Source organism: Salegentibacter sp. Hel_I_6 (genome assembly GCF_000745315.1).
GTDB lineage: Bacteria > Bacteroidota > Bacteroidia > Flavobacteriales > Flavobacteriaceae > Salegentibacter.
Genome location: NZ_JQNQ01000001.1, coordinates 1,255,914 through 1,280,405 on the forward strand (window position 1 = coordinate 1,255,914; position 24,492 = coordinate 1,280,405).

General features: G+C 38.3%; 20 protein-coding genes and 2 tRNA genes. 8 read left to right on the plus strand and 14 right to left on the minus strand.

Features of this window, described 5'->3' with window-relative positions; genetic code table 11:
* Window positions 1-14: 14 nt before the first annotated feature.
* The gene (locus FG27_RS05710; protein WP_037316704.1) at window positions 15-788 is read right to left on the minus strand and encodes a creatininase family protein; all 774 of its coding nucleotides are present in this window, start codon (window positions 786-788) and stop codon (window positions 15-17) included.
* A gap of 94 nt (window positions 789-882) precedes the next feature.
* Here FG27_RS05710 and FG27_RS05715 point away from each other — a divergent pair, with 94 nt between their 5' ends.
* On the plus strand, window positions 883-1,935 hold the full coding sequence (locus FG27_RS05715) for an NAD(P)/FAD-dependent oxidoreductase (RefSeq protein ID WP_037316706.1): 1,053 nt from the start codon (window positions 883-885) through the stop codon (window positions 1,933-1,935).
* Window positions 1,936-2,223: 288 nt separating this feature from the next.
* Here the strand turns inward: FG27_RS05715 and FG27_RS05720 are convergent.
* The 8 genes from FG27_RS05720 to FG27_RS05755 form a co-directional block, all read right to left on the minus strand.
* Window positions 2,224-2,298, minus strand: a tRNA-Val gene (locus FG27_RS05720).
* 73 nt (window positions 2,299-2,371) lie between these two features.
* Window positions 2,372-2,446, minus strand: a tRNA-Val gene (locus tag FG27_RS05725).
* 66 nt (window positions 2,447-2,512) lie between these two features.
* Entirely contained in the window at window positions 2,513-3,703 is a 1,191-nt protein-coding gene (locus FG27_RS05730) for a folylpolyglutamate synthase/dihydrofolate synthase family protein (RefSeq protein ID WP_037316708.1), read from the minus strand.
* Window positions 3,704-3,733: 30 nt separating this feature from the next.
* Window positions 3,734-4,552 carry a hypothetical protein gene (locus tag FG27_RS05735; protein ID WP_037316710.1) on the minus strand — a complete coding sequence of 273 codons (819 nt, stop codon included), beginning with the start codon at window positions 4,550-4,552 and terminating at the stop codon, window positions 3,734-3,736.
* 8 nt (window positions 4,553-4,560) lie between these two features.
* On the minus strand, window positions 4,561-4,953 hold the full coding sequence (locus FG27_RS05740; RefSeq protein ID WP_037316712.1) for a biopolymer transporter ExbD: 393 nt from the start codon (window positions 4,951-4,953) through the stop codon (window positions 4,561-4,563).
* 1 nt (window position 4,954) lies between these two features.
* Window positions 4,955-5,656, minus strand: a complete 702-nt coding sequence (locus FG27_RS05745; RefSeq protein ID WP_037316714.1) for a MotA/TolQ/ExbB proton channel family protein — start codon at window positions 5,654-5,656, stop codon at window positions 4,955-4,957.
* Window positions 5,657-5,876: 220 nt separating this feature from the next.
* Window positions 5,877-7,103, minus strand: coding sequence for a Glu/Leu/Phe/Val dehydrogenase dimerization domain-containing protein (locus FG27_RS05750; protein WP_037316716.1), 1,227 nt, complete (start codon window positions 7,101-7,103; stop codon window positions 5,877-5,879).
* A gap of 65 nt (window positions 7,104-7,168) precedes the next feature.
* On the minus strand, window positions 7,169-8,233 hold the full coding sequence (locus FG27_RS05755) for an anhydro-N-acetylmuramic acid kinase (RefSeq protein WP_037316718.1): 1,065 nt from the start codon (window positions 8,231-8,233) through the stop codon (window positions 7,169-7,171).
* 93 nt (window positions 8,234-8,326) lie between these two features.
* Here FG27_RS05755 and FG27_RS05760 point away from each other — a divergent pair, with 93 nt between their 5' ends.
* The 3 genes from FG27_RS05760 to FG27_RS05770 all read left to right on the plus strand — a co-directional run bounded on the left by FG27_RS05760 (window position 8,327) and on the right by FG27_RS05770 (window position 15,694).
* Complete coding sequence (locus tag FG27_RS05760) at window positions 8,327-9,469, plus strand: acyl-CoA dehydrogenase (RefSeq protein WP_037316720.1); 1,143 nt, start codon at window positions 8,327-8,329, stop codon at window positions 9,467-9,469.
* Window positions 9,470-9,707: 238 nt separating this feature from the next.
* Complete coding sequence (gene gltB / locus FG27_RS05765) at window positions 9,708-14,231, plus strand: glutamate synthase large subunit (RefSeq protein ID WP_037316722.1); 4,524 nt, start codon at window positions 9,708-9,710, stop codon at window positions 14,229-14,231.
* A 2-nt stretch (window positions 14,232-14,233) separates the two neighbouring features.
* Entirely contained in the window at window positions 14,234-15,694 is a 1,461-nt protein-coding gene (locus tag FG27_RS05770; protein WP_037316724.1) for a glutamate synthase subunit beta, read from the plus strand.
* Window positions 15,695-15,838: 144 nt separating this feature from the next.
* Here FG27_RS05770 and hemL read toward each other — a convergent pair whose 3' ends face one another.
* From hemL to FG27_RS05790, 4 genes are read right to left on the minus strand one after another with little or no spacing between them, the layout of a single operon-like run.
* Window positions 15,839-17,128, minus strand: a complete 1,290-nt coding sequence (hemL, locus tag FG27_RS05775) for a glutamate-1-semialdehyde 2,1-aminomutase (protein WP_037316726.1) — start codon at window positions 17,126-17,128, stop codon at window positions 15,839-15,841.
* A gap of 6 nt (window positions 17,129-17,134) precedes the next feature.
* Entirely contained in the window at window positions 17,135-17,962 is an 828-nt protein-coding gene (locus tag FG27_RS05780) for a glucosaminidase domain-containing protein (RefSeq protein WP_037316728.1), read from the minus strand.
* Between the two features lies 1 nt (window position 17,963).
* Window positions 17,964-18,902 carry a 1-aminocyclopropane-1-carboxylate deaminase/D-cysteine desulfhydrase gene (locus tag FG27_RS05785; protein WP_037316730.1) on the minus strand — a complete coding sequence of 313 codons (939 nt, stop codon included), beginning with the start codon at window positions 18,900-18,902 and terminating at the stop codon, window positions 17,964-17,966.
* A gap of 32 nt (window positions 18,903-18,934) precedes the next feature.
* Entirely contained in the window at window positions 18,935-19,261 is a 327-nt protein-coding gene (locus FG27_RS05790; RefSeq protein ID WP_037316732.1) for a membrane protein, read from the minus strand.
* A 32-nt stretch (window positions 19,262-19,293) separates the two neighbouring features.
* Here FG27_RS05790 and FG27_RS19225 point away from each other — a divergent pair, with 32 nt between their 5' ends.
* The gene (locus FG27_RS19225; protein WP_177195671.1) at window positions 19,294-19,464 is read left to right on the plus strand and encodes a DUF5522 domain-containing protein; all 171 of its coding nucleotides are present in this window, start codon (window positions 19,294-19,296) and stop codon (window positions 19,462-19,464) included.
* Here FG27_RS19225 and FG27_RS05800 read toward each other — a convergent pair.
* Window positions 19,459-19,923, minus strand: coding sequence for a copper resistance protein NlpE (locus FG27_RS05800; protein WP_051935771.1), 465 nt, complete (start codon window positions 19,921-19,923; stop codon window positions 19,459-19,461). The genes FG27_RS19225 and FG27_RS05800 overlap by 6 nt on opposite strands.
* A 106-nt stretch (window positions 19,924-20,029) precedes the next feature.
* Between FG27_RS05800 and FG27_RS05805 the strand changes: the two genes are divergently transcribed.
* The 3 genes from FG27_RS05805 (at window position 20,030) to FG27_RS05815 (ending at window position 24,466) form a co-directional block, all read left to right on the plus strand.
* Entirely contained in the window at window positions 20,030-22,027 is a 1,998-nt protein-coding gene (locus FG27_RS05805) for a urocanate hydratase (protein WP_037316736.1), read from the plus strand.
* Window positions 22,028-22,039: 12 nt separating this feature from the next.
* A complete protein-coding gene (locus FG27_RS05810) occupies window positions 22,040-22,582 on the plus strand; it encodes a DUF4136 domain-containing protein (protein WP_037316738.1) in 543 nt (180 codons plus the stop codon).
* Between the two features lie 129 nt (window positions 22,583-22,711).
* A complete protein-coding gene (locus FG27_RS05815; protein WP_037316740.1) occupies window positions 22,712-24,466 on the plus strand; it encodes an aromatic amino acid hydroxylase in 1,755 nt (584 codons plus the stop codon).
* The last annotated feature ends 26 nt before the right edge of the window (window positions 24,467-24,492 follow it).

Consider the following 24,492-nt stretch of genomic DNA (forward strand, 5'->3'; position numbering starts at 1 on the left):
AGATTTTCCTATAATTAATGATACATATCTTTAAGATCTGCCGAATGTAATTCTACAAAGAAATCAGCGATCATATCGGTTGCTTTTTCAATGAAAATCTTTCCCTTTTCAGCTGTTGCAGCTTTTGGATTTCCTACACCTGTATCTTCTGTTACGCTTTTCCATTCTCGCTGTGCACTTGCCCAACCTTCTTTTAAAGCTTTTATTTTAAATGTTTTAGCCCTACCATCTCCGGCTTCTTCAAGAGGTAAAATCAACTCGGGCCGCAAATGCATAACCGCAGCGGTTTCCAGTTCCCCAGCGTGATCGCCGGGTTCATAAAAATAAGGCGTTGCATCTGTAGTTTGCCACCAGTTTACAGAACAGGCGAAAAGCTTAGGATATTCGAGGCTTAATTCCCTAATCATTTGCTTAAAATTATTTCCACCGTGAGCATTTAGAATCACCAGCTTATTGATCTCATGCTTCTGCAAAACCTGCGCTACATCTTTTAAAATAGCATACTGAGTACTGGGATTAAGATTCATACATAACTTCAAATCCATTTGGCCGGTATTAACCCCAAAAGGAATTGTAGGTAAGACCACTGCCTTAGCTTTCTTTTCCCAGGCTTTTCCCGCAGCACTTATCGCTGCTTCTTCGGCAAGAATATTATCGGTAGCATACGGCAAATGGTAGTTATGTGCTTCGGTTGCGCCCCAGGGCAAAACTGCTACACTAAAATCTTCATCTTTTACGTGCTTCCAGTTTGTTTCTGCCAGAACATAAGGCCTAATATTTCTTTCCATAAACTAAATTTCATTTAAAATTAGCAATTCTAAAGCTTTCCAACAGATTTAGTGGATAGAAATTAAAACTTACCTTTACAAAAAAACCGAATAAATGTTAGATTTTGTAATTGTTGGTGGTGCACAGGCCGGACTTTCTATGGCCTATTATCTTAACCAGCTTGGCAAAAATTATGTTATTGTAGATAAAGAAAATGAAGTTGGCGCTTCCTGGTTAAGTCGCTGGGATTCACTTAAACTCTTTACTCCTTCAGAATTCAATAATCTACCGGGAATGGATTTTCCTGCGGAAGAAGGCTATTATCCAACCAAGAAAGATGTAGCTGAATATTTTAAAAATTATATCGTCGAATTTAATATAGAAATTCGTTTAAACACTTTGGTAGAGCAGGTTAGCAAAGAAAATGATTACTTTATTCTGAAACATCGAAATGGCGAGATTAAATCTAGAAATGTAGTTATTGCTACCGGGCCTTTTCATATTCCATATACGCCATCTTTTTCAAAGAAAATAGCAACAGATGTTTTCCAAATTCATAGTAACTACTATAAAAATCCCAGTCAATTGCAGAAAGGACCTGCTATGGTTGTAGGAGCCGGAGATTCAGGTTTTCAAATTTTAGATGAAATTTCACAAACCGACAGGACTACTTATTTTTCCGGAACTACCGATGTTCGTGTACTTCCACAGGAAATTTTAGGAAAAACATTATGGTGGTGGTTCACCAAAATAGGTTTTCTAAATTTTAGCAGAAAAACCTGGCTAGGAAAAAAGCTGAGTCAGTCTAAGCAACCTATTATTGGAACCGATGTAAAGGGGATCCTAAAAAGAGATAATGTAATACCTGTAGGAAAAACCAAGAATGCAAAAGGCGAAATTATCATTACTGAAAATCGAAAGATTGAAAAACTAAGGAATATCGTATGGGCCACGGGCTATAGACCTAATTTTAGTTGGATAGAAGGTTTGGAACTCACTAAAGACGGATATCCCAAACATAATCGTGGCATTAGTAATATGGAAGGACTTTATTTTATTGGTCTTCCCTGGTTGCATACTCGAGGCTCAGCAACTTTAGGCGGAATTAAAAAAGACGCTCAATATCTTGCTAATTATATTGAGGCTGAAGAAAAAACTTTGGTTTGATTATACCGTAAAAAGGATTCTTTAATCGTCATCCATTTATTTCAAGATCTAAGCTTATATTGATTTATAAGCTGAAAGCAATCTCATAATCTCAGGAATAGTTTAAAGGGAATAAACCTTTTTTAGCGAGCTTTCAAATGTTTACGGCGCGAAGGGATTTAGTTATTCCGAATTTACTTCGAAAATCCCTGACCCTCCCGATAGAAAATCGAGATGCTCTGAACCAACTGAGCGAACTTTCTATAAAAGCGAAAAAGATCTTCAAAATATGGAAATCTTAATTTTGTGTGGGCGCGAAGGGATTCGAACCCCTGACCCCTTGGGTGTAAACCAAGTGCTCTGAACCAACTGAGCTACGCGCCCTAAAAATCAATAAAACTAAAGCTTTCAATAAGCTAAAAAAAGGCTTCCTTTTATAGAAGCCTTTTCAATTCTGTGGGCGCGAAGGGATTCGAACCCCTGACCCCTTGGGTGTAAACCAAGTGCTCTGAACCAACTGAGCTACGCGCCCTATTCCTGAATGCGGATGCAAATATAGATTAGTTTTTAATCTACACCAAGAAAAATTTCAAAAAAATTAAATTATTTCTGCTACGGTAAATGTACTACCTCCAACAAACACCAGGTCTTCGTCTAAGGCCGTTTCCAGCGCAGCTTCGTAGGCTTCTGAAATAGAATTATATACCCTCCCCTCTAACTCGAATTCTGCTGCTTTTTCCTTTAATATTTTAGCTTCAAGTCCGCGGGGGACTTCTGGTTTTGAAAAATAATAAATTGCTGTTTTTGGAAATAATGGAAGTATTTTTTCTAAATCTTTATCATTTACAACTCCCATAACAATATGTAAATGTTGAAATTTCTCTCTTTTTAATTGCTTAAATACCAAAGTTAAACCTTCTGCATTGTGAGCCGTATCACAAATAACCTTCGGTTTTTCTTTTAAAATATCCCAACGACCTTGCAGTGAAGTATGAAGTTTCACACTATTGAGTCCATTCTTCAAAGATTCTTCAGGGATCTCCCAGCCTCTTTCTCTTAACACTTTAACCGCAGCAAGTACACTTTTAATGTTTTTATTCTGGTAATCACCCTTAAGATCGGTATGATATTTTTCAAATTTAAGGGCTTCAGCAAAATAGATTTCTGAATTATTTTCTTTAGCTATTTTTTTAAAAATACCTGTAGTTTCCTTCTGTTTTTCACCAATAATTACCGGAATATTATTTTTAATAATCCCGGCTTTTTCAGCAGCAATTTCGGGAATTGAAGTTCCTAAAAACGCAGTATGGTCTAATCCTATATTAGTGATTACCGAGACTTCAGGCGTAATTATATTAGTAGAATCAAGGCGACCGCCCAATCCTACTTCAATAACCGCAATATCCACCTTTTCCTGGGCAAAATACTGAAATGCCATCCCTACGGTCATTTCAAAAAATGAAAGTTCATTTTCCGTTAGAAAATCTTTGTGTTGCTTAATAAAGTCTACTACAGATTTCTTCGAAATAAATTTTCCATTGATTTTAATTCGCTCCCGGAAATCTTTTAAATGTGGTGAAGTGTACAATCCAACTTTATAGCCCGCTTCCTGTAAAACTGAAGCCAGCATATGGCTGGTGGAACCTTTCCCGTTGGTACCGGCGATATGAACCGATTTGAATTTTTTATGCGGATTATCTAAATGCTCAGCTAACTTAATAGTGCGGGAGAGATCTTTTTTAAAAGCCTGAGCTCCTACGCGCTGAAACATAGGTAACTGCTGAAACATCCAATCGACAGTTATAGTATATGTCTCCACTTATTCTGAAAGTTGAAAATTATAAACGATGGTTCCCACCTGTCTTGAGGGTGCATTACTATCGCTATTGAACTTTGTGGCCATAGCCGCCCTTCTTGCTGGATCTGTGAGGCAGGAAGCACTATTGGTGGTTCCTTTTACTCCAGGTGTAGCATTAATCACCTGTCCGTTTTGGTTTACTTCTATACGCACCACCACAATACCTGATTCATTACAATTCTGAACAAATTTTTCTTTATTTAAGGCCCTTCTACCGCCTAAACGATAATTACCATCACCATCAAGACCAGAACCCGTTCCATAGTAAGAACTTGCATTAGGATCTCCGTCGGGGTCTCCTTTATCGCCAGCCTGGCTGTCATTTCCTTCGCCACCACTTTCGGTGCCAGAACGTTCGGGCCCGTTTAATATACTACTCATCGCATCGGTAGTAGATTGATCAGGCTTTGGTTTTGGTTTTTCTGCAGGTGGTTTTTCTACAGGTTTTTCCGGTTTCTTTTCTACTACTGGCTTTGGCTTCTGCTTTTCCTGAATTACCGGAGCTTCTTCAGTTTGCTGGGTTACCACTTCCTCTTCCACAACCGGTTCTGGTTGTGTTTGTGCTTCGGGCACGGTAGTTTGTTGTGGAGCCGATTTAACAGGCTCGGTAGGCTGCTCGTTTCCGGAGCCCACTTCAGAAGTACCAAAATTTATAGCAATACCACTCTCTGGTGGCGGATCTAAATATTTAAAGCCTAACAGAAATAGCAATGCAATTAACAGCACGTGTAATACTACCGTGATGGTAAAAGATTTTTTTTCGTGTTTGGTTTCTAACATGATTAGGTCTATTCGGGTTTAACCGCTAAAACGATTTTATAACTATTTCGGTTGGCAATATCCATAACATTAACCGCTTTCTCTATAGGCACTCCTTCTTCAGCCCTTAAAATAATGGTTGGCTTTTCTTTGCCAGATAATTTGGTTTTTAAAGTACTTTCTAATGCTGACTGCGTAATACGTTGATCGTCTACATAGAATTGAAGGTCTTTGGTGATACTCACCGCAACATTCTGAACACTGGTTGTTTTTCCTTTAGCTTTTGGAAGTATGAGGTCCAAAGCTTCTGGAGTAATTACCGGCGAGGTGAGCATAAAAAAGATCAACAACAGAAAGACAATATCTGTCATCGAGCTCATACTGAACTCGGGGCTTACTTTATTTCTTCCTCTTAAATTCATATTAAGCGGGCTCGTTTAACAGGTCAAGGAAATCTACCGCAGTAGCTTCCATTTGGTGTACTACTTTATCGGTTTTTACTACTAAGTGGTTATAACCAATATAGGCAATAATACCTACAATAAGTCCGGCAACGGTTGTGGTCATCGCGGTATAAATACCTTCGGCTAATGCTCCCATTTGCGCCTGCCCACTACTGGTGGCCAACTCATGAAAAGCAATTACCATACCGATTACGGTACCTAAAAACCCAATCATTGGGGCGGCTCCTGCGATGGTCGCCAGAACACTAACGTTCTTTTCTAATTTATAAACTTCTAAACGTCCCGCGTTTTCTATAGCAGTATTAATATCCTCTAAAGGGCTTCCAATTCTGGAAATTCCTTTTTCTGTTAATCTTGCCACCGGAGAATCACTTTGTGCACAACGCATCTTGGCCGATTCTATATTTCCGTTTACTACGTTATCCTTAATTTGAAGCATAAAATTCTTATCTACCTGGCTGGCCGATTTTATAGCAAAAAGCCTTTCGAAATAAATATAAACTGCTGCAAACAGCAGGATAAAAAGAATAAAGATAATGATTTGGCCTCCAAGGCCTCCACTAAGCATTAAATCGAATAAAGACAGGGTTTTTTCTTCCACTACCGGTTCTGCCTCCTGGGCGGCTTCGGCAACGCCGTCCTGCTGAAAAAAGTATAGCATAGGTTTCTATTAGGGTTTTTAATGTAACGTGATAAACCAGATTTAATTGTGAATCAAATTTAGTAAAATAATTAGCAGTGCAAACTGCTTTATCTTAATTGGGAGTTTTTTATTTTTTAGAGCGTAATTTCATTCAATTTTGGCCATAAAAAATCCCACTCGAGAGTGGGATCTTCAGAAATAATCTCAATCAACTAAAATTAAAAGATTAATCAGAAATTTATACCAATTGCTTTAACGCAACCTCAAAAGCGGTTTTACTAATATTGGTTTTACTGCTATTATTATCGTAAGTATTCTGAATAGCATTTTTAATGGTCATAGAAGTGTCATTAAAAATAGACTCATCGGTCATTTGTACTCTTCTTTCCATAAAATAAGCAAAAACTCTCGCCATTCCGCAGTTTCCTATAAAATCTGGAATTAGGCTTACTTTTTCATCTGTAGACTCCATAATAGAACCAAAGAAAATTTCTTTATCGGCAAAAGGGACATTGGCGCCACTGGTAATGACCTCTAATTTTCTTTCAATAAGACTATTAATTTGATCCTGGGTGATTAAACGAGAGGCAGCACAAGGTGCAAATATCTCGGCATCAAGTTCCCAAATTTTCTCATTGATTTCTTCAAAAGGAATTAAATTATCGTGCTTAAGGGTATTTCCTTCCTTATTAAGAAAAAGTGTTTTAATTTCTTCAAAAGTGAATCCTTCTTCATTAATTAAACCTCCAACACGGTCTATGATTCCAACTATCTTAACACCCATTTGCGAAAGGTAATAAGCTGCGGCTGAACCAACATTTCCAAAGCCCTGAACAATAGCTCTTTTACCTTTTATATCCCCTCCATAAATATCGTAGTAATGTTTAACAGATTCGGCTACGCCGTATCCGGTAATCATATCTGCGACGGTATATTTTCTGGTTACATCTGGAGAAAAACGAGTATTTTCCAAAACCTTGATCACCCCCTGACGCAACTGTCCAATTCTATTAATCTTATCGGCTTCTGTAGGTTTAAAATGCCCGTTAAAAACACCTTCTTGTGGGTGCCAAACTCCACAATCTTCAGTAATTGGAATTACTTCATTTATTTCATCAACATTAAGATCACCCCCGGTACCGTAGTAGCTTTTCAATAATGGCGAAACTGCCTTATACCAGCGTTCTAAAACTCCTTTTTTACGCGGATCTTTTGGATCGAAGTTTATTCCAGACTTTGCTCCTCCAATTGGAGGTCCTGAAACGGTAAATTTCACCTCCATGGTTTTAGCTAATGAAAGTACTTCATTTTGATCTAAACCTACACGCATCCTGGTTCCACCGCCGGCAGCACCACCGCGTAAAGAATTTATTACGGTCCAACCTTCAGCTTCAGTTTCAGAATCTTTCCAGTTGAAAACGATTTCGGGTTCTTTATTTTCGTATAATTTCAATAATTCCTTCATTAATACTCTAATTTTTCGCAAATATATAAACTAAGTAGTATATTTTTAGTTTTTCAGCAAAAATCTCAAATTTCATAAATCACTCCTGAGGAATGATCTTTTTTAGCACCGGTAACCGATTTTAATACATTTACCTCATCTCTAAGTTTTAAAACTCCCAGTAAACCGAAAATCAGAGCTTCTTTATAGTTAATAATTTCATCTGAAGGAATGGTGAAATGACATTGAGATTCATTTTTAAGCAGTCGCATCAAAAAATTATTAAAAGTACCGCCGCCGGTCATTAATACTTTAGATTCAGGACCATCGTCTAAAGTTTTGGCTATTTGCTGCGCCAGATGAAACGTAAATGTGTGTAGAATATTTGGGATATTCTCCTCGTATTTTTCCAGAATAGGAAAAACTTCAGATTTCACCCACTCAATTCCCAACGATTTTGGGGGTTTTTGAGCATAAAAAGGGAGTTTATTTAATTCTTTAAGTAAATTTTTATTCAATTCACCTGAAGATGCTAATTTCCCGCCTTCGTCAAATTCTTTTCCCAATTTTTGCGAATAGTAATTTAAAACAGTGTTTACGGCACAGATATCATAGGCCAGGCGTTGCCCATTTTTTTCCGTAGAAATATTTGCAAAACCGCCCAAATTCACACAATATTTATAATCTGAAAAAAGCAATTTATCTCCAATAGGCACCAGCGGAGCGCCCTGGCCACCCAATGCAACATCCTGTACTCTAAAATCGCAAATTACTTTTTGCCCAGATAGATAAGCCAATTCAGGTAAGTTTCCAATTTGTAAAGTATAATTATTTTCCGGTTCATGTTTAATAGTATGACCGTGACTGCAAACCGCATCAATATCTTTTATTTGGTGGGTTTCAATAAATCTAGAAATAATCCCAGCCAAAAAATTGGTATATTTCTTATTAAGATCGGTTAATCTTTCTTCGGAATAATTAATTGCACCAGCCAAAGTTTCCTGCCAGTTCAGGGGGTAAGGAACGGTTTCAGCTTTTAAGATCTTGTAACTCCACGAGTTCTTAAAATCAAAATTAACATAAACCAAATCGATGCCGTCCAGGGAGGTGCCAGACATTACTCCGATAACTTTGTAGTTCGCTTTTTTCATATTCGTAAAATTAATGAAACTAAATTGAAAATTACACACCAAAACTTTACCTTTGGTGACCAAAATTAGATTTTCCTAAATTAAAATAATAATATGGATTTCAAACTTACAGAAGAACATATAATGATTCGCGATGCCGCGCGTGATTTTGCAAAAACAGAGTTATTGCCGGGTGTGATTGAGAGAGATGAAAAACAGGAATTCCCTAGAGAGCTGGTAAAAAAGATGGGGGATCTTGGATTTCTTGGAATGATGGCTTCTCCGGAATATGGAGGAGGCGGAATGGATACCATCGCTTACATATTGGTAATGGAAGAGCTTTCTAAAATAGACGCATCTGCATCTGTGATGGTATCGGTAAACAACTCCCTGGTATGTTGGGGCCTTGATACCTACGGAAACGAAGAACAAAAGAAAAAATATCTCACAAAGCTTACTACGGGTGAAAAACTCGGCGCTTTCTGCCTTTCAGAACCTGAAGCTGGAAGTGATGCAACTTCTCAGCGTACCACAGCTATAGATAAAGGAGATCATTACGTTCTTAACGGAACTAAGAATTGGATTACAAACGGTAGTTCTGCCGATTATTTTTTAGTAATCGCACAAACCGACCGTGAGAAAAAACATAAAGGAATAAACGCCTTTATCGTAGAAAAAGGTTTGGAAGGTTTTGAAATAGGGCCAAAAGAACAAAAAATGGGAATTCGCGGAAGCGACACACATTCATTGAATTTTAATGATGTAAAAGTTCCAAAAGAAAATAGAATTGGAGAAGACGGTTTCGGATTTAAATTTGCCATGAAAACGCTTTCTGGCGGAAGAATTGGAATCGCGGCACAGGCTTTAGGAATTGCTTCCGGTGCTTACGAATTGGCTTTAGATTATTCAAAACAACGGAAAGCTTTTGGTACCGAAATTTGCAACCACCAGGCAATTGCTTTTAAACTTGCTGATATGTATACCTCTATTGAAGCTTCAAGGCATTTGGTAATGAAAGCTGCCTGGGACAAAGACCAGGGTGCAAATTATGACCTTACGGGGGCAATGGCAAAAGTATACGCTTCAAAAACAGCTATGGATGTTACTACTGAAGCCGTACAGGTTCACGGAGGAAATGGTTATGTAAAAGAATACCACGTAGAACGTTTAATGCGTGATGCTAAAATCACCCAGATCTATGAAGGAACTTCTGAAATTCAAAAAATAGTAATTTCAAGAGCTATTTTAAAAGACTAAAATTTTAGAATAAATTAGATTAAGCCTGGTTTTTAATAAAACCGGGCTTTTTTTATGTCCAAAATACGGCCCTATATTTTACAGAATTTACAATATATAAAGGGTCTAATTATATAATTAGCATTTATAACAAATTTAATTGTTTTTACTGAATTTCTTCTTACTTTAAGTTGAAAAGGCTTCATATTATTTATCTAATTAGGTAATTTTGAGACGATAACTTAAGGACGAAAAGGACATGAAATTAAAGAAACAGGGGCTCTATTCACCCGAATTTGAGCATGATAATTGCGGCGCAGGTTTTATATGTAATCTTAAAGGAAAAAGAACAAACGATATAATTCATAAAGCCTTAGATATTCTTATTCGCCTGGAGCATAGAGGCGCAGTAAGTGCAGATGGAAAAACAGGTGATGGTGCCGGTATTTTAATTGAAATTCCTCACGATTTTTTTAAGAAAAACTGTGATTTCCAACTTCCAGACTTTGGAGAATATGCTGTGGGAATGGTTTTTCTTCCTCAGTCAAATAATCAGCGTAAAATATGCCGGGAGATTTTTGAAGAAGAAATAATTGGGCAGGGGCTTAACCTAATTGGCTGGCGTGAAGTACCTGTAAACCGGTCATGCCTGGGAAGTATCGCTTCACTTTCTGAACCTAATGTACAACAGGTTTTTATTGGAAAAGGAGATGATGTTTCTGCTGAAAGTTTTAATGCAAAGCTTTTTGCCGCAAGAAAAATCGCAGAACATCGAATTGAAAAGTCAGAACTTTCTGAAGCTGAGTATTTTTATTTACCAAGTTTATCAACCAACACTATTATATATAAAGGCCTGTTGATGCCGCAAGATATCAACACCTATTATCGCGATCTTAATGAGGAAGATGTGGTAACCAAACTCGCACTGGTGCACCAGCGTTTTTCCACCAATACCTTCCCAACCTGGGATTTAGCACAGCCTTTTCGTTATATGTGCCATAATGGTGAAATAAACACGCTACGTGGAAATTTAAGCCGAATGAAAGCCAGGGAAGAGCTTTTTGAAAGCGAAAAATTTGGGGAAGATCTAAAAGAGATTATACCCATAGTTCCTGAAGGAAAATCAGATTCAGCCTCTATGGATATGGTGCTGGAACTGCTTCTACAAACAGGACGTTCACTGCCGGAAGCCATTATGATGATGGTGCCAGAAGCCTGGGAGAAAAACCCTTCCATGGTCGATAATAAAAAAGCATTTTACGAATATAACGCCTGTATTATGGAGCCTTGGGATGGCCCTGCCTCCATTCCTTTCACAGACGGTAAATATATAGGCGCCTTATTAGATAGAAATGGACTTCGCCCTTCAAGATACACGCTTACCAAAGATGGGTACGTAATTATGTCTTCTGAAACCGGAGTTTTAGAGATAAAACCAGAAAATGTAGAATTGCATGGAAGGCTGGAACCAGGAAGAATGTTCCTGGTAGATATGCAGGAAGGTAGAATTATAGGAGATGAAGAAGTAAAACAAAAAATTATTTCTGAAAGACCTTATAGAAAATGGATAGACGAAAATTTACTTAACTTATCTGAGGTTCCTTATACCGGTAACAAAACCCCGGTAGAAAAAATAGATATTAATACCCGGCAAAAACTCTTTGGATATACCCAGGAAGACATTAAAACGATAATTAGCCCAATGGCGCTTCAGGGCAAAGAAGCAATTGGCTCTATGGGTGCCGATATCCCTCTGGCAGTACTTTCAGATAAACCACAGCTTTTATTCAATTATTTCAAGCAATTATTTGCCCAGGTAACTAACCCGCCACTGGATGGTATTCGAGAGGAGATTGTAACCGACATAAGCCTATCTATAGGCGAAGACCGAAACTTATTTGATATTATTCCTGAGCAATCCAAAAAACTGAGGATTCAAAATCCTGTAATTTCAAATGAAGATTTAGATAAGATAAAGTACATAGAACACCCAGACTTTAAAACGGTTTCCATATCAATTTTATATGAAGCCGAAAAAGGGATTAACGGACTGGAAGCAAGACTTGATGAAATTATTCATGAAATTAATAACGCAGTAGATAAGGGTTGTAATGTAATTATTTTAACCGATAGAAATGCTGATCCTAAATTAGCACCTATTCCCTGCTTGCTGGCTTGTTCATTTGTTCATCACGGTGTAAAAAAACATAACCGCAGATCTTCCTTCGGAATTGTTATAGAATCAGCAGAACCCCGGGAACCACACCATTTTGCATTATTATTTGGTTATGGCGCAAGCGCTATAAATCCTTATATGGTTAACGAAATTATCTACAACCTGGTTGAAGAAAAAGAGATAGAAGTAGAAGATCCTGAAGTGGCGGTAGAGAATTTTAATGTAGCCATTGGAAAAGGAATTATAAAGATTATGAATAAGATTGGTATTTCTACATTACATTCATACCGTGGCGCCCAAATATTTGAAATTCTAGGTCTTAATCAAAAATTTGTAGACAAATATTTCACAAATACACCAACCCGAATTGAGGGTATTGGTTTGTATGAAATTGAAAAAGAAGTTCAAAAACGTTTCGAAAACGCTTTTAAAATTAAAAAAACTGATACTGATCTTGATTTGGAAATTGGCGGTGATTACCGCTGGAGAAGGACGGGTGAACGACATATGTTTAATCCCGCAAGTGTAGCTAAACTACAACAGGCGGTAAAACAAAATAGTACTAATGCTTACGAAGAATATGCAAAACTAATTAATGACCAAAGCGAGCGCTTAATGACGCTTCGTGGAATGTTTAAATTTCGTGATTTAAATCCTATTCCTGTTGAGGAGGTTGAGCCATGGACAGAGATCGTAAAACGCTTTAAAACCGGGGCAATGTCTTTTGGTTCTATAAGTAAAGAAGCTCACGAGAACCTTGCAGTTGCGATGAACCGTATGCAGGGAAAAAGTAACTCTGGAGAAGGCGGTGAAGACCCGCAGCGTTTTCACAAAGATCTTGACGGGAACTGGAGAAATTCAGCCATTAAGCAGGTAGCTTCTGGAAGGTTTGGGGTTTCCATTAATTATTTAAGTAATGCGAAAGAGATTCAAATTAAGATGGCCCAGGGTGCAAAACCCGGGGAAGGCGGTCAATTGCCGGGACCAAAAGTTAACCCCGATATTGCAAAAACTAGAAATTCCACTCCTTATGTAGGATTAATTTCACCACCACCTCACCACGATATATATTCTATAGAAGATTTAGCGCAATTGATCTTCGATCTTAAAAATGCAAATCGTGAGGCCAGAATCAATGTAAAGCTGGTGTCGAAAGTTGGAGTAGGAACCATTGCAGCCGGTGTGGCAAAAGCAAAAGCCGATGTAGTTTTAATTTCCGGATATGATGGTGGTACCGGAGCTTCTCCTCTTACCTCACTGCGTCACGCAGGTTTACCGTGGGAATTGGGAATCGCCGAGGCGCAACAAACTTTACTTATCAATAATCTTAGAAACAGGATTGTTGTGGAATGTGATGGCCAGTTAAAAACAGGTCGGGACGTGGCAATTGCCGCTCTACTTGGCGCTGAAGAATTTGGTTTTTCTACTGCACCGCTGGTAGCTTCAGGTTGCATCATGATGCGCGCATGCCATCTCAATACCTGCCCGGTAGGAATTGCCACGCAAGACCCTGAATTACGTAAGAAGTTTAAAGGAACTCCTGAAGATGTAATCAACTTTATGTATTTCATCGCCCAGGAATTAAGAAAAATAATGGCCGATCTTGGTTTTAGAACCCTCAACGAAATGGTGGGTCAAAGCCAGAAATTGGATATGAATAGGGCTATTGAGCATTATAAAGCCCAGGGAATAGATCTTTCTAACATTCTATATAAACCGAAGATCGATGAAGATATGCCGCTATATAATACCGAAACCCAGGATCACAATCTTGAAAACGTTCTGGATTTTGAAATCCTAAAACAAGCGCATCCGGCAATTTATCGAAAAGAAAAGATGAGCCTTGACTTTCCTATTAGCAACATCAATAGGACAACGGGAGCTATTTTAAGCAATGAAATTTCAAAAATTCACGGGGCCAAAGGTTTACCTGAAGGTACGTTAACTTTGAATTTCACAGGCTCTGGAGGACAAAGTTTTGGAGCTTTTGCCACCAAAGGTTTAACGATGAATATCAATGGAAATTCTAACGATTACTTTGGAAAAGGACTTTCTGGAGCAACTTTAAGTGTTAGAAAACCCAAAGAAGCTACGTTTAAATCTAATGAAAATATCATTATTGGTAATGTTGCGCTATATGGCGCTACAGATGGGGAAGCTTATATTAATGGAATTGGTGGTGAACGTTTTTGCGTTAGAAATTCTGGCTCTAAAGCCGTTATTGAAGGAATTGGAGATCATGGTTGTGAATATATGACCGGTGGGATCGCCGTTATCCTTGGGAAAATTGGAAGAAATTTCGCAGCAGGAATGAGCGGGGGAATCGCTTATATCTATAATGCCGATAATAGTTTAGACCATCATAATTTCAATATGGAGATGATTGGTTTAGAAGATCCTTCAGAAGAAAATAAAACAGAACTCAAAGAACTTATCGAAAATCATTATCGCTATACCGAAAGTGATGTGGCCAAAGATATTTTGGAAAACTGGAAAGAAAGTTCAGATAAATTCATAAAAGTAATGCCAACAGAATTCAAAAAAGCATTACAGAAAATGGAAGAAGAGAAAATGAAAAAGGAACAAAAAGAACTCAAAACAGCATAATTATGGGTAAGATAAGAGGATTTATGGAATACGACCGCAAGGTTGAAGAGACTGAAGCTGTTGAGAAACGAGTAAAAGAGTATACTGAATTTACCAAAGAAATGTCTCCCGAAGAATTGGGAGTACAGGGAGCGCGATGTATGGATTGCGGAATTCCATTCTGCCATAGTGGTTGTCCCCTTGGAAATTTAATTCCAGATTTTAATCACGCGGTTTATAAAAATGACTGGAAAAAAGCATTAAATATTTTACATGGCACGAATAACTTCCCGGAGTTTACAGGGAGATTGTGCCCTGCGCCCTGTGAGTCGGCTTGCGTTTTAGGAATTACAGATCCACCGGTTGCGATAGAACTTATTGAAAAATATATTGTAGAACGCGGATTCAAAGAAGGTTGGATTAAACCAAACCCACCGGCATCTAGAACTGGTAAAACGGCTGCAGTTGTAGGTTCAGGGCCGGCAGGTCTTGCCGCTGCACAACAACTTAACCGTGCCGGCCACGAAGTAACCGTGTTTGAACGTGACAACAAGATTGGCGGACTTCTTCGTTACGGTATTCCAGATTTTAAAATGGAAAAACAAGTGATAGACCGTAGGGTTGATTTAATGAAAGAGGAAGGAATTAAATTTGAAACCGGGGTTCACGTAGGCGAAAATTATGAAGCAGAAAAACTTAAGGAATTTGACGCAGTAGTGTTATGTGGAGGTGCTACTAAGAGCCGTAACCTTCCTATTGAAGGTGCAGAAGGCGAAGGTGTGATGCATGCCATGAATTTCCTTAAAAATAATAATGAAGTTGTTGACGGTTTAAAAGACCTGGCGCCAAAGTATTCTGCAGCTGGTAAAAATGTAATTGTGATTGGTGGTGGTGATACAGGATCAGATTGTGTGGGAACTTCTAATCGTCACGGAGCTAAATCGGTGACCAACTTTGAGATTATGCCAATGCCCACCGAAAACCGAAACCAGGATAATCCCTGGCCATATTGGCCTTTCACGCTAAAAACCACTTCTTCTCATGAAGAAGGTGTAGAGCGAAATTGGAGCATTAACACTAAAGAATTTATTCGGGATAAAGAAGGAAATTTAAAAGCTTTAAAAACGGTAAATATAGAATGGGTTAAAGGAGAAAATGGGCGACCCCAACTAAAAGAAGTTGAAGGCTCAGAAAAAGAGTGGCCTTGTGAACTGGTTCTTTTAGCTTTAGGTTTCACAGGACCGGAAAAAACACTAAGCGAACAACTAGGTCTTGAATTGGATAGCAGAACCAACATTAAAGGAGATGAAGCTTACCAAACCAATATTCCAAATATTTTTACTGCGGGAGATATGCGCCGTGGCCAATCATTAATTGTTTGGGCAATTTCTGAAGGTCGTGAAGCTGCCTATCACGTAGATAAATATTTAATGGGAAAATCTATGTTACCTCGCAAAGGGGAAGGAGATCTTCCTGCCGCTTAATCTATTTTTAAATAAATTGTTGCATTAAAAAAGCGCCCAAAATTCGGGCGCTTTTAATTTTTAAAATGAAAGCAAACAAAATTAATAAACCTGGATCTTCGAATAATTTTCCAAACAGGCTCTGAAATAAATTCAGGATGATCTTTAAAGTGTTTTAGCCACTTTATTTACTGCTTCAATAGTAGCATCAAGATCCTTATAAGAAAGTGCGTCGCTTATAAACCAGGTTTCATAGGCACTTGGTGCGATATAAATTCCGTTTTCCAACATTCCGTGGAAGAATTTATTGAAAGTACCAAGATTTGCAGATGTTGCCGCCGAAGCAAAATCGGTTACAGGTTCTTTCCCAAAGTGCACCGAGATCATAGAACCTACTCTATTTATCGTAAACTCAATATTGTTTTGAGCCAGCACTTTTTCCATTCCTTCATGAAGATATGCAGTCTTTTTATCTATACTTTCAAAAATATTTCGGTTTGTATTCAATTCTGTTAACATTGCAAGACCTGCGGCCATTGCCAAAGGATTTCCGCTTAGCGTTCCCGCCTGGTAAACCGGTCCTACGGGAGCCAGGTAGTCCATAATTTCATTCCTGGCCGCAAAAGCACCAACCGGCAAGCCACCACCAATTACTTTTCCGAAGCAAACAATATCGGCGTTTACTCCTAATCTTTCCTGCACACCTCCGGCAGCAAGTCTAAATCCAGTCATTACCTCATCAAAAACAAGTAGAATCCCTGTTTCATCACAGATCTTTCTCAATCCCTCCAGGAAACCTTCAGTAGGGGGAATACATCCCATATTTCCAGGAACCGGTTCGATAATAATACAAGCAATTTCTTCTTTATTCGCTTCAACCAAAGACTCTACATTCTCAAGATCATTATAATTGGCAAGTAAAGTGTCTTTTGCAGTGCCCTGGGTCACTCCGGGGCTGTTTGGTGCGCCAAAAGTAATAGCACCACTTCCAGCCTGAATAAGAAACGAATCACTATGCCCGTGATAGCAACCGGCAAACTTGATGATCTTTTCTTTTCCCGTAAAACCGCGTGCAAGTCTAACCGCACTCATGGTGGCTTCCGTACCCGAATTCACCATTCTAATTTTATCGATATTCGGCACCATTTTCACCGCTAATTCTGCGATTTTGGTTTCAATTTCTGTTGGGGTGCCAAAAGAGGTTCCTTTCCTGGCTTTTTCTACAACTGCCTCTACCACCGGTTTATGGGCGTGGCCCAAAATCATAGGACCCCAGGAATTAATGTAGTCTATTAATTTATTTCCGTCTTCATCAAATAAATAAGCACCTTCCGCTTTCTCAATAAAAATTGGATCGCCGCCAACTGCTTTAAATGCCCTTACGGGAGAATTCACCCCGCCCGGAATTACCTTTTGCGCTGCTGCAAATAGTTCACTACTTCTTTTATAAATCATATTTTTTTATTCTGGTGAGATAATAACCAATACCTGCCCTACGGCAATATTAGCATCTCTAAGATTATTAAATCGCTGTAAATCTTCTACAGTTGTATTATGTTGTTTTGCGATCCCGTAAAGAGTGTCACCCTTCCTAACCCGATAAGTAACCGATTCTGGTGATTCAGGAGTGTGGGTATAACTTGGGGATGGTCTCTTTAAAACATCGCCATCAAAACGATAAAGCTCGTAACGCTCAATTAAACTAATCAACTTATCTGGATAACGTCTATCGGTAGCATAACCGGCTTTTCTTAAACCGCGTGCCCAACCTTTATAATCATCTTTATCAAGATCGAAAAGTTCAGCATAACGCTTTCTTTCGCTTAAAAAAAGTGAATGGTCCCTGTAAGAATAACGTGCATCTTTATATTTTCGAAAGCACTCCCCACGCTCATCATCGTCGTGATAAACCTTAGCGCCTTTCCACTCATGACATTTTATTCCAAAATGATTATTCGCACGCATTGTTAAATCTCCTTTTCCCCCACCCGATTCCAGAATGCCCTGGGCTAGAGTGATACTTGCAGGAATATTATAAAGTCGCATTTCTTCCTGCGCAATGTCAGAAAAATCCCTGATATAATCTTCTACCGTGTAAAGACGCGGATTTACAGGTGGCAACTTTGGCTGGCCTTCAATAATTTTAACTCGCTCGTTTTCTCGCGGAGTTTCAGAAATTACGCCTCTTTTTTCTGCCTCCTTTTTGGTCGTGACTACTTTTTTCTTACCTCCGCAGGAAACTGCGAAAGCTGCCAAAAAAATTAAAATAAAAACCCGGTAAATTCTCATATTAATCAGTGATTAAGGGCAAATTTTTCTTTTCTAAAATCTTATTCATTCCAGTAATTCCCTGCAGACCGCCGGTATGAATAGCCAGAATCTTACTCCCTGAAGGAAAATACCCAGATTCTATTAGGTCAAAAATACCAAAAAGTAATTTTCCTGTATATATAGGATCTAACTGAATTTCATATTTTTTTTTGAAAGTATTAATAAAATTTATCAATTGGGCATTTACTTTAGCATAACCGCTAAAATGGTAGTTTAGTATTAAATCCCAGTTGTTTTTGCTACTGAATTTCCTGATTTCCTTAGAAAGAAAATCCCCTTTTAAAGCAGGAAATCCCAGTATTTTCTGATTTTCGGCAGAGGCGTTTATCAAGCCCGAAAGTGTTCCTCCTGTTCCTACCGAAGCGGCTATAAAGTCGAATTCTTTATCTTTCTCGCTTAAAATTTCCTCACAACCTTTTATCGCTAATTGGTTAGTGCCACCTTCGGGCACCAAATAAAATTCACCGAATTCTTCATTAAGTTTCTGCTGAAACTCTAATGTTTCTTTCTTCCGATACGCTTCCCTCGAAACAAAGCGGAATTGCATTCCGCAGGAATGAGCAAATTGAAGTGTTGAGTTTTGCGCTAAAGTATTTTCCAGGTTTTCACCCAATTCTTCTCCCCTAATAATTCCTATAGTTTTTAAACCCGAAATTTTTCCAGCCGCGGCTGTAGCTGCAATATGGTTAGAATAAGCGCCGCCAAAAGTTAACAAGGTCTTCTTTTCTTGTTTTTCAGCTTCAAGAATATTGTATTTAATCTTCCTGAATTTATTCCCGGAAACTTCTGGATGCAGCAAATCTTCCCGCTTTAGATGAAGGGAAATTCCATCCGAAAAATCAGCTATAAATTGATTTTCCGAAGAAATTTCAGCATTAAAATTTAAGGAATTTAGCATACTACAAAGGTCTTAATTCTGTGATTAATCACCTATACAAATTGCAAAAATGCCCAGAATTTACGCTCCTTTATATAATTCTCTTTCATTTCCTGGGAATAAGCTTCCCGCTCAAAACTAATATTTTTATAAGCCAAAAAACGATCTTTATAATAGATTAAACGAAGAAGATATTCAATCAAATACCAAATATAAAAAGGAAGAATAAGCAATTCTATTTGCTGCCTAAGATGAATTTTTTCGTGATTTATAAAAATTTCATCTTTCTTAAGTTCCGGGTTTTTTAATATCACAAAAGGCCATAAACTCACACCTTCAAAAGATTTCCCCAGGAGATATTTGTTAACGATTAGAATCACGGATGGAAGTTAAGAAATTGTATTTTTGCGATATGAGTTTTTTCAAAAAAAGAATTCCGTTAGAAGAAGGAGATTACTACACCACTCCTGAAGGTTATCGTTGTTTTACCGAGCAATATCACTTAAAACGTGGTTATTGCTGCGAAAGCGGTTGCCGGCATTGCCCCTACGGTTTTAATAAGAAAACCGGGAAACAATCATAATTTATTGGTTTTTGTAAGCCTATATTTTACTGCAGAATCACCCATTACTTTAGATTCATCCTTAAAAACCTGTAAGAGGTAATTTTCACTCACTTGAAAATAAAGCTTTTTTCGTTTTCCTAAACTAACGGTATTCCCCTGTTTATTCCATTCAAATTTTCCGGTTTCATTAAAGTTATTTTCTTCAGTATCATCTCTTCCCATGTAATGCTGCGAAAGCACATAATCTAAATTTTTCTTTAGCTGAATACTGGTTTCAATTCCCTCGCAATCTCCACACGGCAAAACTCCCTCGTAAACACCGTCCCAATCCAATGAGTTTTGTGAATTATGCGCACTATCTGGCTTGGTATTTATTTCCTCATCAGAACTTTCCAGCGAATTACTTTCTGCTGTTTTCTCCTGATCCTTACAGGAAATAAGACAAACAAGTGCAAAAAGAATTATAATAGATTTCATAATTTATTTCTTTAAAAGAGCGCTAAATTTATAGAAAATGTATTTTATAACTTCTTAATTTAACATTTCTTCCTAATATTGAAATCTATTGCAAACAGAAAATCAAATGGACTTTAAAGCGAAAATATTACAGGGAATTCCCAGTGAACTGCCTCCCAAAAAAGAATACGATACCTCGGTAAATCACGCCCCTAAACGAAAGGCTATTTTAAATACCGAAGAAAAACAATTAGCGCTTCAAAATGCTCTGCGTTATTTTGAAGAAAAACATCACCAGGAATTGCTACCTGAATTTAAGGACGAACTGGAAAAATACGGAAGGATTTATATGTATCGTCTGAAACCAGATTATGATATGTATGCCCGCAATATTGAAGAATATCCGGGAAATAGCACACAGGCGAAAGGAATCATGCTAATGATTCAAAACAACCTGGACCCCACGGTAGCGCAACATCCCGATGAATTGATTACTTACGGTGGCAATGGGGCGGTTTTTCAAAACTGGGCGCAATACCTGCTCACTATGCAATATTTAGCCGAAATGGAAAACGATCAGACTTTGGTGATGTATTCTGGCCATCCTATGGGCTTATTCCCTTCTCACGAAAATGCCCCAAGAGTAGTAGTTACTAACGGAATGATGGTCCCAAATTATTCGAAACCCGATGACTGGGAAAAATTTAATGCCCTTGGTGTAACTCAATATGGTCAAATGACGGCTGGAAGTTATATGTACATTGGCCCGCAAGGAATTGTTCACGGCACCACGATCACAGTTTTAAATGCCGGAAGAAAAATATCAAGATCGGGAGAAAGCCTGGCAGGAAAGTTATTTGTGACTTCCGGTCTTGGCGGAATGAGCGGCGCACAACCTAAAGCAGGAAATATTGCAGGTTGTATTACCGTTTGTGCCGAAGTAAATCCCAAAGCTACACAAACACGCCATAGCCAGGGTTGGATAGACGAAGTAATTTCTGATCTAGAAAAACTTGCTATAAGAGTGCAGGAAGCCAAAGCAAACAAGGAAATAGTTTCTATCGCTTTCCAGGGAAATATCGTAGATGTTTGGGAGTATTTTGAAAAGGAAAATATTTATATCGATTTGGGTAGTGACCAGACTTCCTTACACAATCCCTGGGCAGGCGGTTATTACCCGGTAGGCTTGAGTTTAGAAGAAGCCAATACAATGATGGCTGAGGAACCTGAAAAATTTAAAGAAAAAGTACAGGGAAGTTTAAAAAGACAAACTGCAGCGATTAATAAACATACTGCTAAAGGCACCTATTTCTTTGATTACGGAAACGCTTTCTTATTAGAAGCTTCACGGGCAGGAGCAGATATTCTTGCTGAAAACGGAAAAGATTTTAAATATCCGAGCTACGTGCAGGATATTATGGGCCCCATGTGTTTTGACTACGGTTTTGGGCCTTTTAGATGGGTTTGTGCCTCAGGAAAAGAAGAAGATCTTGATAAAACCGATAAGATCGCGACTCAGGTTTTAGAAGAGCTTAAAAAGAATTGCCCGGAGGAAATTCAGCAGCAAATGGCTGATAATATTCAGTGGATAAAGGGCGCAAGAGAAAATAAACTGGTGGTAGGATCTAAAGCCAGGATTCTCTATGCCGATGCCGAAGGCCGAATGAAAATTGCCAAAGCTTTCAATGATGCCATTGGAAATAGGGAAATAGGAACGGTTATTTTAGGGCGTGATCATCACGATGTTTCCGGAACGGATTCTCCCTATCGGGAAACCTCAAATATTTACGATGGGTCCCAGTTTACAGCTGATATGGCGATACAAAATGTAATTGGAGATAGCTTTAGAGGTGCCACCTGGGTGAGTATCCATAATGGCGGCGGAGTTGGTTGGGGTGAGGTGATTAACGGAGGATTTGGTATGATTCTTGAAGGAAATAACGCATCGGAGGAGCGTTTAAAGTCTATGCTTTTCTGGGATGTTAACAATGGAATTGCCCGCCGAAGCTGGGCCCGAAATAAAGAAGCAGTCTTCGCTGCAAAAAGGGCTATGCAAATGGAACCAAAACTAAAAGTGACACTCCCAAACCTGGTAGACCCGGCTCTTTTCGACACTAACACCTAAAACTATTTATTTATGAGAGTCCTAAAAATTACACCGGTCTTATTGCTGCTAGCAGTTTTAATAACTTCCTGCAGTAGCGTAAGAGTTGCTTCAGATTACGATAGAGAAGTTAATTTTGAGCAATATAGCAGTTATGCATTTTTTAAGCCGGGAATAGATAAAGCTGAAATTTCCGATTTAGACAAAAAACGAATTCTTCGTGCTATTGAGGCTGAAATGCAACGTAAAGGCTTTACAAAATCTGATGATCCAGATCTTTTGGTAAGCATCTTTACAAAAACCAATGAAAATATTAATATCTACCAGAACAATATGATGGGCTGGGGATATGGCTGGGGTTGGCACCCGTGGTATTGGGGATCAGGTTTCAATACGGTGAACCGCACCAGTGAAGGCACACTTTACATAGATCTAATTGATGCCGATGGAAAAGAACTGGTTTGGCAAGGAATGGGAACGGCTGCTTTAGCCAGTGATGTGAATAAAAAACAAAAAAGGATAAACGAAATTGTTTCTGAAATACTTGAAAAGTATCCGCCAGAAATCAAGAATTAGCCCCACAAATTTTTTAACTAAAATGCTCCTCTTACGGGAGCATTTTTATTTTTATACAGGTTTAGTTATCATTTTATGAATTTCGGCTTAATTTCTTATCTTTATATTGAATTTTAGTTAATCATAATTATGCTCGATAAAGTTGAATCTAATGCGATTTTAGACCGCTTGCCGGCCCATCTTCAGCAATATATAAAACCACAGAATTACGATGATTATTCCCCGGTAAACCACGCGGTTTGGCGCTATGTAATGCGTAAAAATGTAGATTACCTAAGTAAAGTTGCGCACGAGTCTTACCTTGATGGTTTAAAACAAACCGGGATTTCTATAGATCATATTCCTAATATGTATGGGATGAACCGAATTTTAAAAGAAATTGGATGGGCTGCTGTAGCTGTAGACGGATTCATTCCGCCGGCTGCTTTTATGGAATTCCAGGCTTTTAATGTTTTGGTAATTGCAAGTGATATTCGTCAGCTCGAGCATATAGAATATACTCCTGCACCCGATATTATTCACGAAGGTGCAGGCCACGCACCTATTATCGCTAATCCAGAATATGCAGAATATCTTAGACGCTTTGGCGAAATTGGCTGTAAAGCGATTTCCAGCGCTAAAGATTATGAAATGTACGAGGCTATAAGGCATCTTTCTATTATTAAGGAAGCTGAAGATACACCTCAGCAAGAAATTGAAGAAGCCGAAAAGAAAGTAGATTACCTGCAAAATAATATGGGGAAGCCCAGCGAAATGGCGCAAATTAGAAATTTGCACTGGTGGACCGTGGAATATGGATTGATAGGAAGTTTGGAAGACCCAAAAATCTATGGAGCCGGTTTACTCTCTTCTATTGGAGAAAGCGCCTGGTGTATGACAGATAAAGTAAAGAAAATTCCATATTCTATTGAAGCTTGCAAACAGGAATTTGATATCACAAAACCCCAGCCTCAACTTTATGTAACGCCAGATTTTGCTCATTTAAGCTCAGTTCTGGAGGAATTTGCTAATAAAATGGCTTTAAGAAAAGGCGGTTTGGAAGGAATTCAAAAATTGATAGATTCTAAAAATCTTGGCACTATAGAGTTAAGTACCGGTTTACAGATCTCGGGAGATTTTTCAAAAGTTATTGAACACGATGGTAAACCAATTTATATTCAAACGTCAGGGAAAACTGCCCTTTCCCATCGCGAAAAGGAACTGGTAGGTCACGGTGTGAAAAATCATCCTGAGGGATTTGGCTCGCCAATTGGCTCTTTAAAAGGAATCAATTTAGCGATAGAAGATATGAGTCCGCGAGATCTTAGAGCTTACGATATTTATGAAGCTGAAAAGATTGAATTTGAATTTGAAGGTGGAATAAAAGTAAAAGGAGAAATAATTACCGGCACCCGAAATCTGCAGGGGAAAATAATCCTTATCAGTCTGAAAGATTGTACGGTTACTTATGGAGAGGAAATTCTTTTTAAACCTGAATGGGGCAAATACGATATGGCGATTGGGAAAGAAATTATTTCAGCATTTGCCGGCCCGGCAGATAATCTTTCGTTTGATCTAATTACCCACAAAACCTCAACTACCACAATAAAAAGCAAAAGTACGCCAGAACGGGAAGAGCTGAACTCTCTTTATGATTCAGTTAGAAATATTAGAGAAGGAAAAAATGCCAAATTCTCTTTAGATGCTGCTTTGGATCTGGTAAAAAAACATCACCCAAAAGACTGGTTGCTTTCCGTGGAAATATATGAGCTAACAGTAGGGAAAGATGAAAAACTCGCTAAAGAGGCTCTAAACAATTTAGAAGAAGTAAAATCTCGTAGACCAGATATCTCACATTTAATTGATGGCGGAATTAGCCTTATAAACGGCCAACTGGTAAGCTAATACAGCAATCAAATTTCAAATCCTGA

What these genes read in the sequence shown, in the direction of transcription:
- FG27_RS05710 (WP_037316704.1), bottom strand. Translation starts at nt 788, where the DNA reads ATGGAAAGAAATATTAGGCCTTATGTTCTGGCAGAAACAAACTGGAAG.
- FG27_RS05715 (WP_037316706.1), top strand. Translation starts at nt 883, where the DNA reads ATGTTAGATTTTGTAATTGTTGGTGGTGCACAGGCCGGACTTTCTATG.
- FG27_RS05730 (WP_037316708.1), bottom strand. Translation starts at nt 3,703, where the DNA reads ATGTTTCAGCAGTTACCTATGTTTCAGCGCGTAGGAGCTCAGGCTTTT.
- FG27_RS05735 (WP_037316710.1), bottom strand. Translation starts at nt 4,552, where the DNA reads ATGTTAGAAACCAAACACGAAAAAAAATCTTTTACCATCACGGTAGTA.
- FG27_RS05740 (WP_037316712.1), bottom strand. Translation starts at nt 4,953, where the DNA reads ATGAATTTAAGAGGAAGAAATAAAGTAAGCCCCGAGTTCAGTATGAGC.
- FG27_RS05745 (WP_037316714.1), bottom strand. Translation starts at nt 5,656, where the DNA reads ATGCTATACTTTTTTCAGCAGGACGGCGTTGCCGAAGCCGCCCAGGAG.
- FG27_RS05750 (WP_037316716.1), bottom strand. Translation starts at nt 7,103, where the DNA reads ATGAAGGAATTATTGAAATTATACGAAAATAAAGAACCCGAAATCGTT.
- FG27_RS05755 (WP_037316718.1), bottom strand. Translation starts at nt 8,233, where the DNA reads ATGAAAAAAGCGAACTACAAAGTTATCGGAGTAATGTCTGGCACCTCC.
- FG27_RS05760 (WP_037316720.1), top strand. Translation starts at nt 8,327, where the DNA reads ATGGATTTCAAACTTACAGAAGAACATATAATGATTCGCGATGCCGCG.
- gltB (WP_037316722.1), top strand. Translation starts at nt 9,708, where the DNA reads ATGAAATTAAAGAAACAGGGGCTCTATTCACCCGAATTTGAGCATGAT.
- FG27_RS05770 (WP_037316724.1), top strand. Translation starts at nt 14,234, where the DNA reads ATGGGTAAGATAAGAGGATTTATGGAATACGACCGCAAGGTTGAAGAG.
- hemL (WP_037316726.1), bottom strand. Translation starts at nt 17,128, where the DNA reads ATGATTTATAAAAGAAGTAGTGAACTATTTGCAGCAGCGCAAAAGGTA.
- FG27_RS05780 (WP_037316728.1), bottom strand. Translation starts at nt 17,962, where the DNA reads ATGAGAATTTACCGGGTTTTTATTTTAATTTTTTTGGCAGCTTTCGCA.
- FG27_RS05785 (WP_037316730.1), bottom strand. Translation starts at nt 18,902, where the DNA reads ATGCTAAATTCCTTAAATTTTAATGCTGAAATTTCTTCGGAAAATCAA.
- FG27_RS19225 (WP_177195671.1), top strand. Translation starts at nt 19,294, where the DNA reads ATGAGTTTTTTCAAAAAAAGAATTCCGTTAGAAGAAGGAGATTACTAC.
- FG27_RS05800 (WP_051935771.1), bottom strand. Translation starts at nt 19,923, where the DNA reads ATGAAATCTATTATAATTCTTTTTGCACTTGTTTGTCTTATTTCCTGT.
- FG27_RS05805 (WP_037316736.1), top strand. Translation starts at nt 20,030, where the DNA reads ATGGACTTTAAAGCGAAAATATTACAGGGAATTCCCAGTGAACTGCCT.
- FG27_RS05810 (WP_037316738.1), top strand. Translation starts at nt 22,040, where the DNA reads ATGAGAGTCCTAAAAATTACACCGGTCTTATTGCTGCTAGCAGTTTTA.
- FG27_RS05815 (WP_037316740.1), top strand. Translation starts at nt 22,712, where the DNA reads ATGCTCGATAAAGTTGAATCTAATGCGATTTTAGACCGCTTGCCGGCC.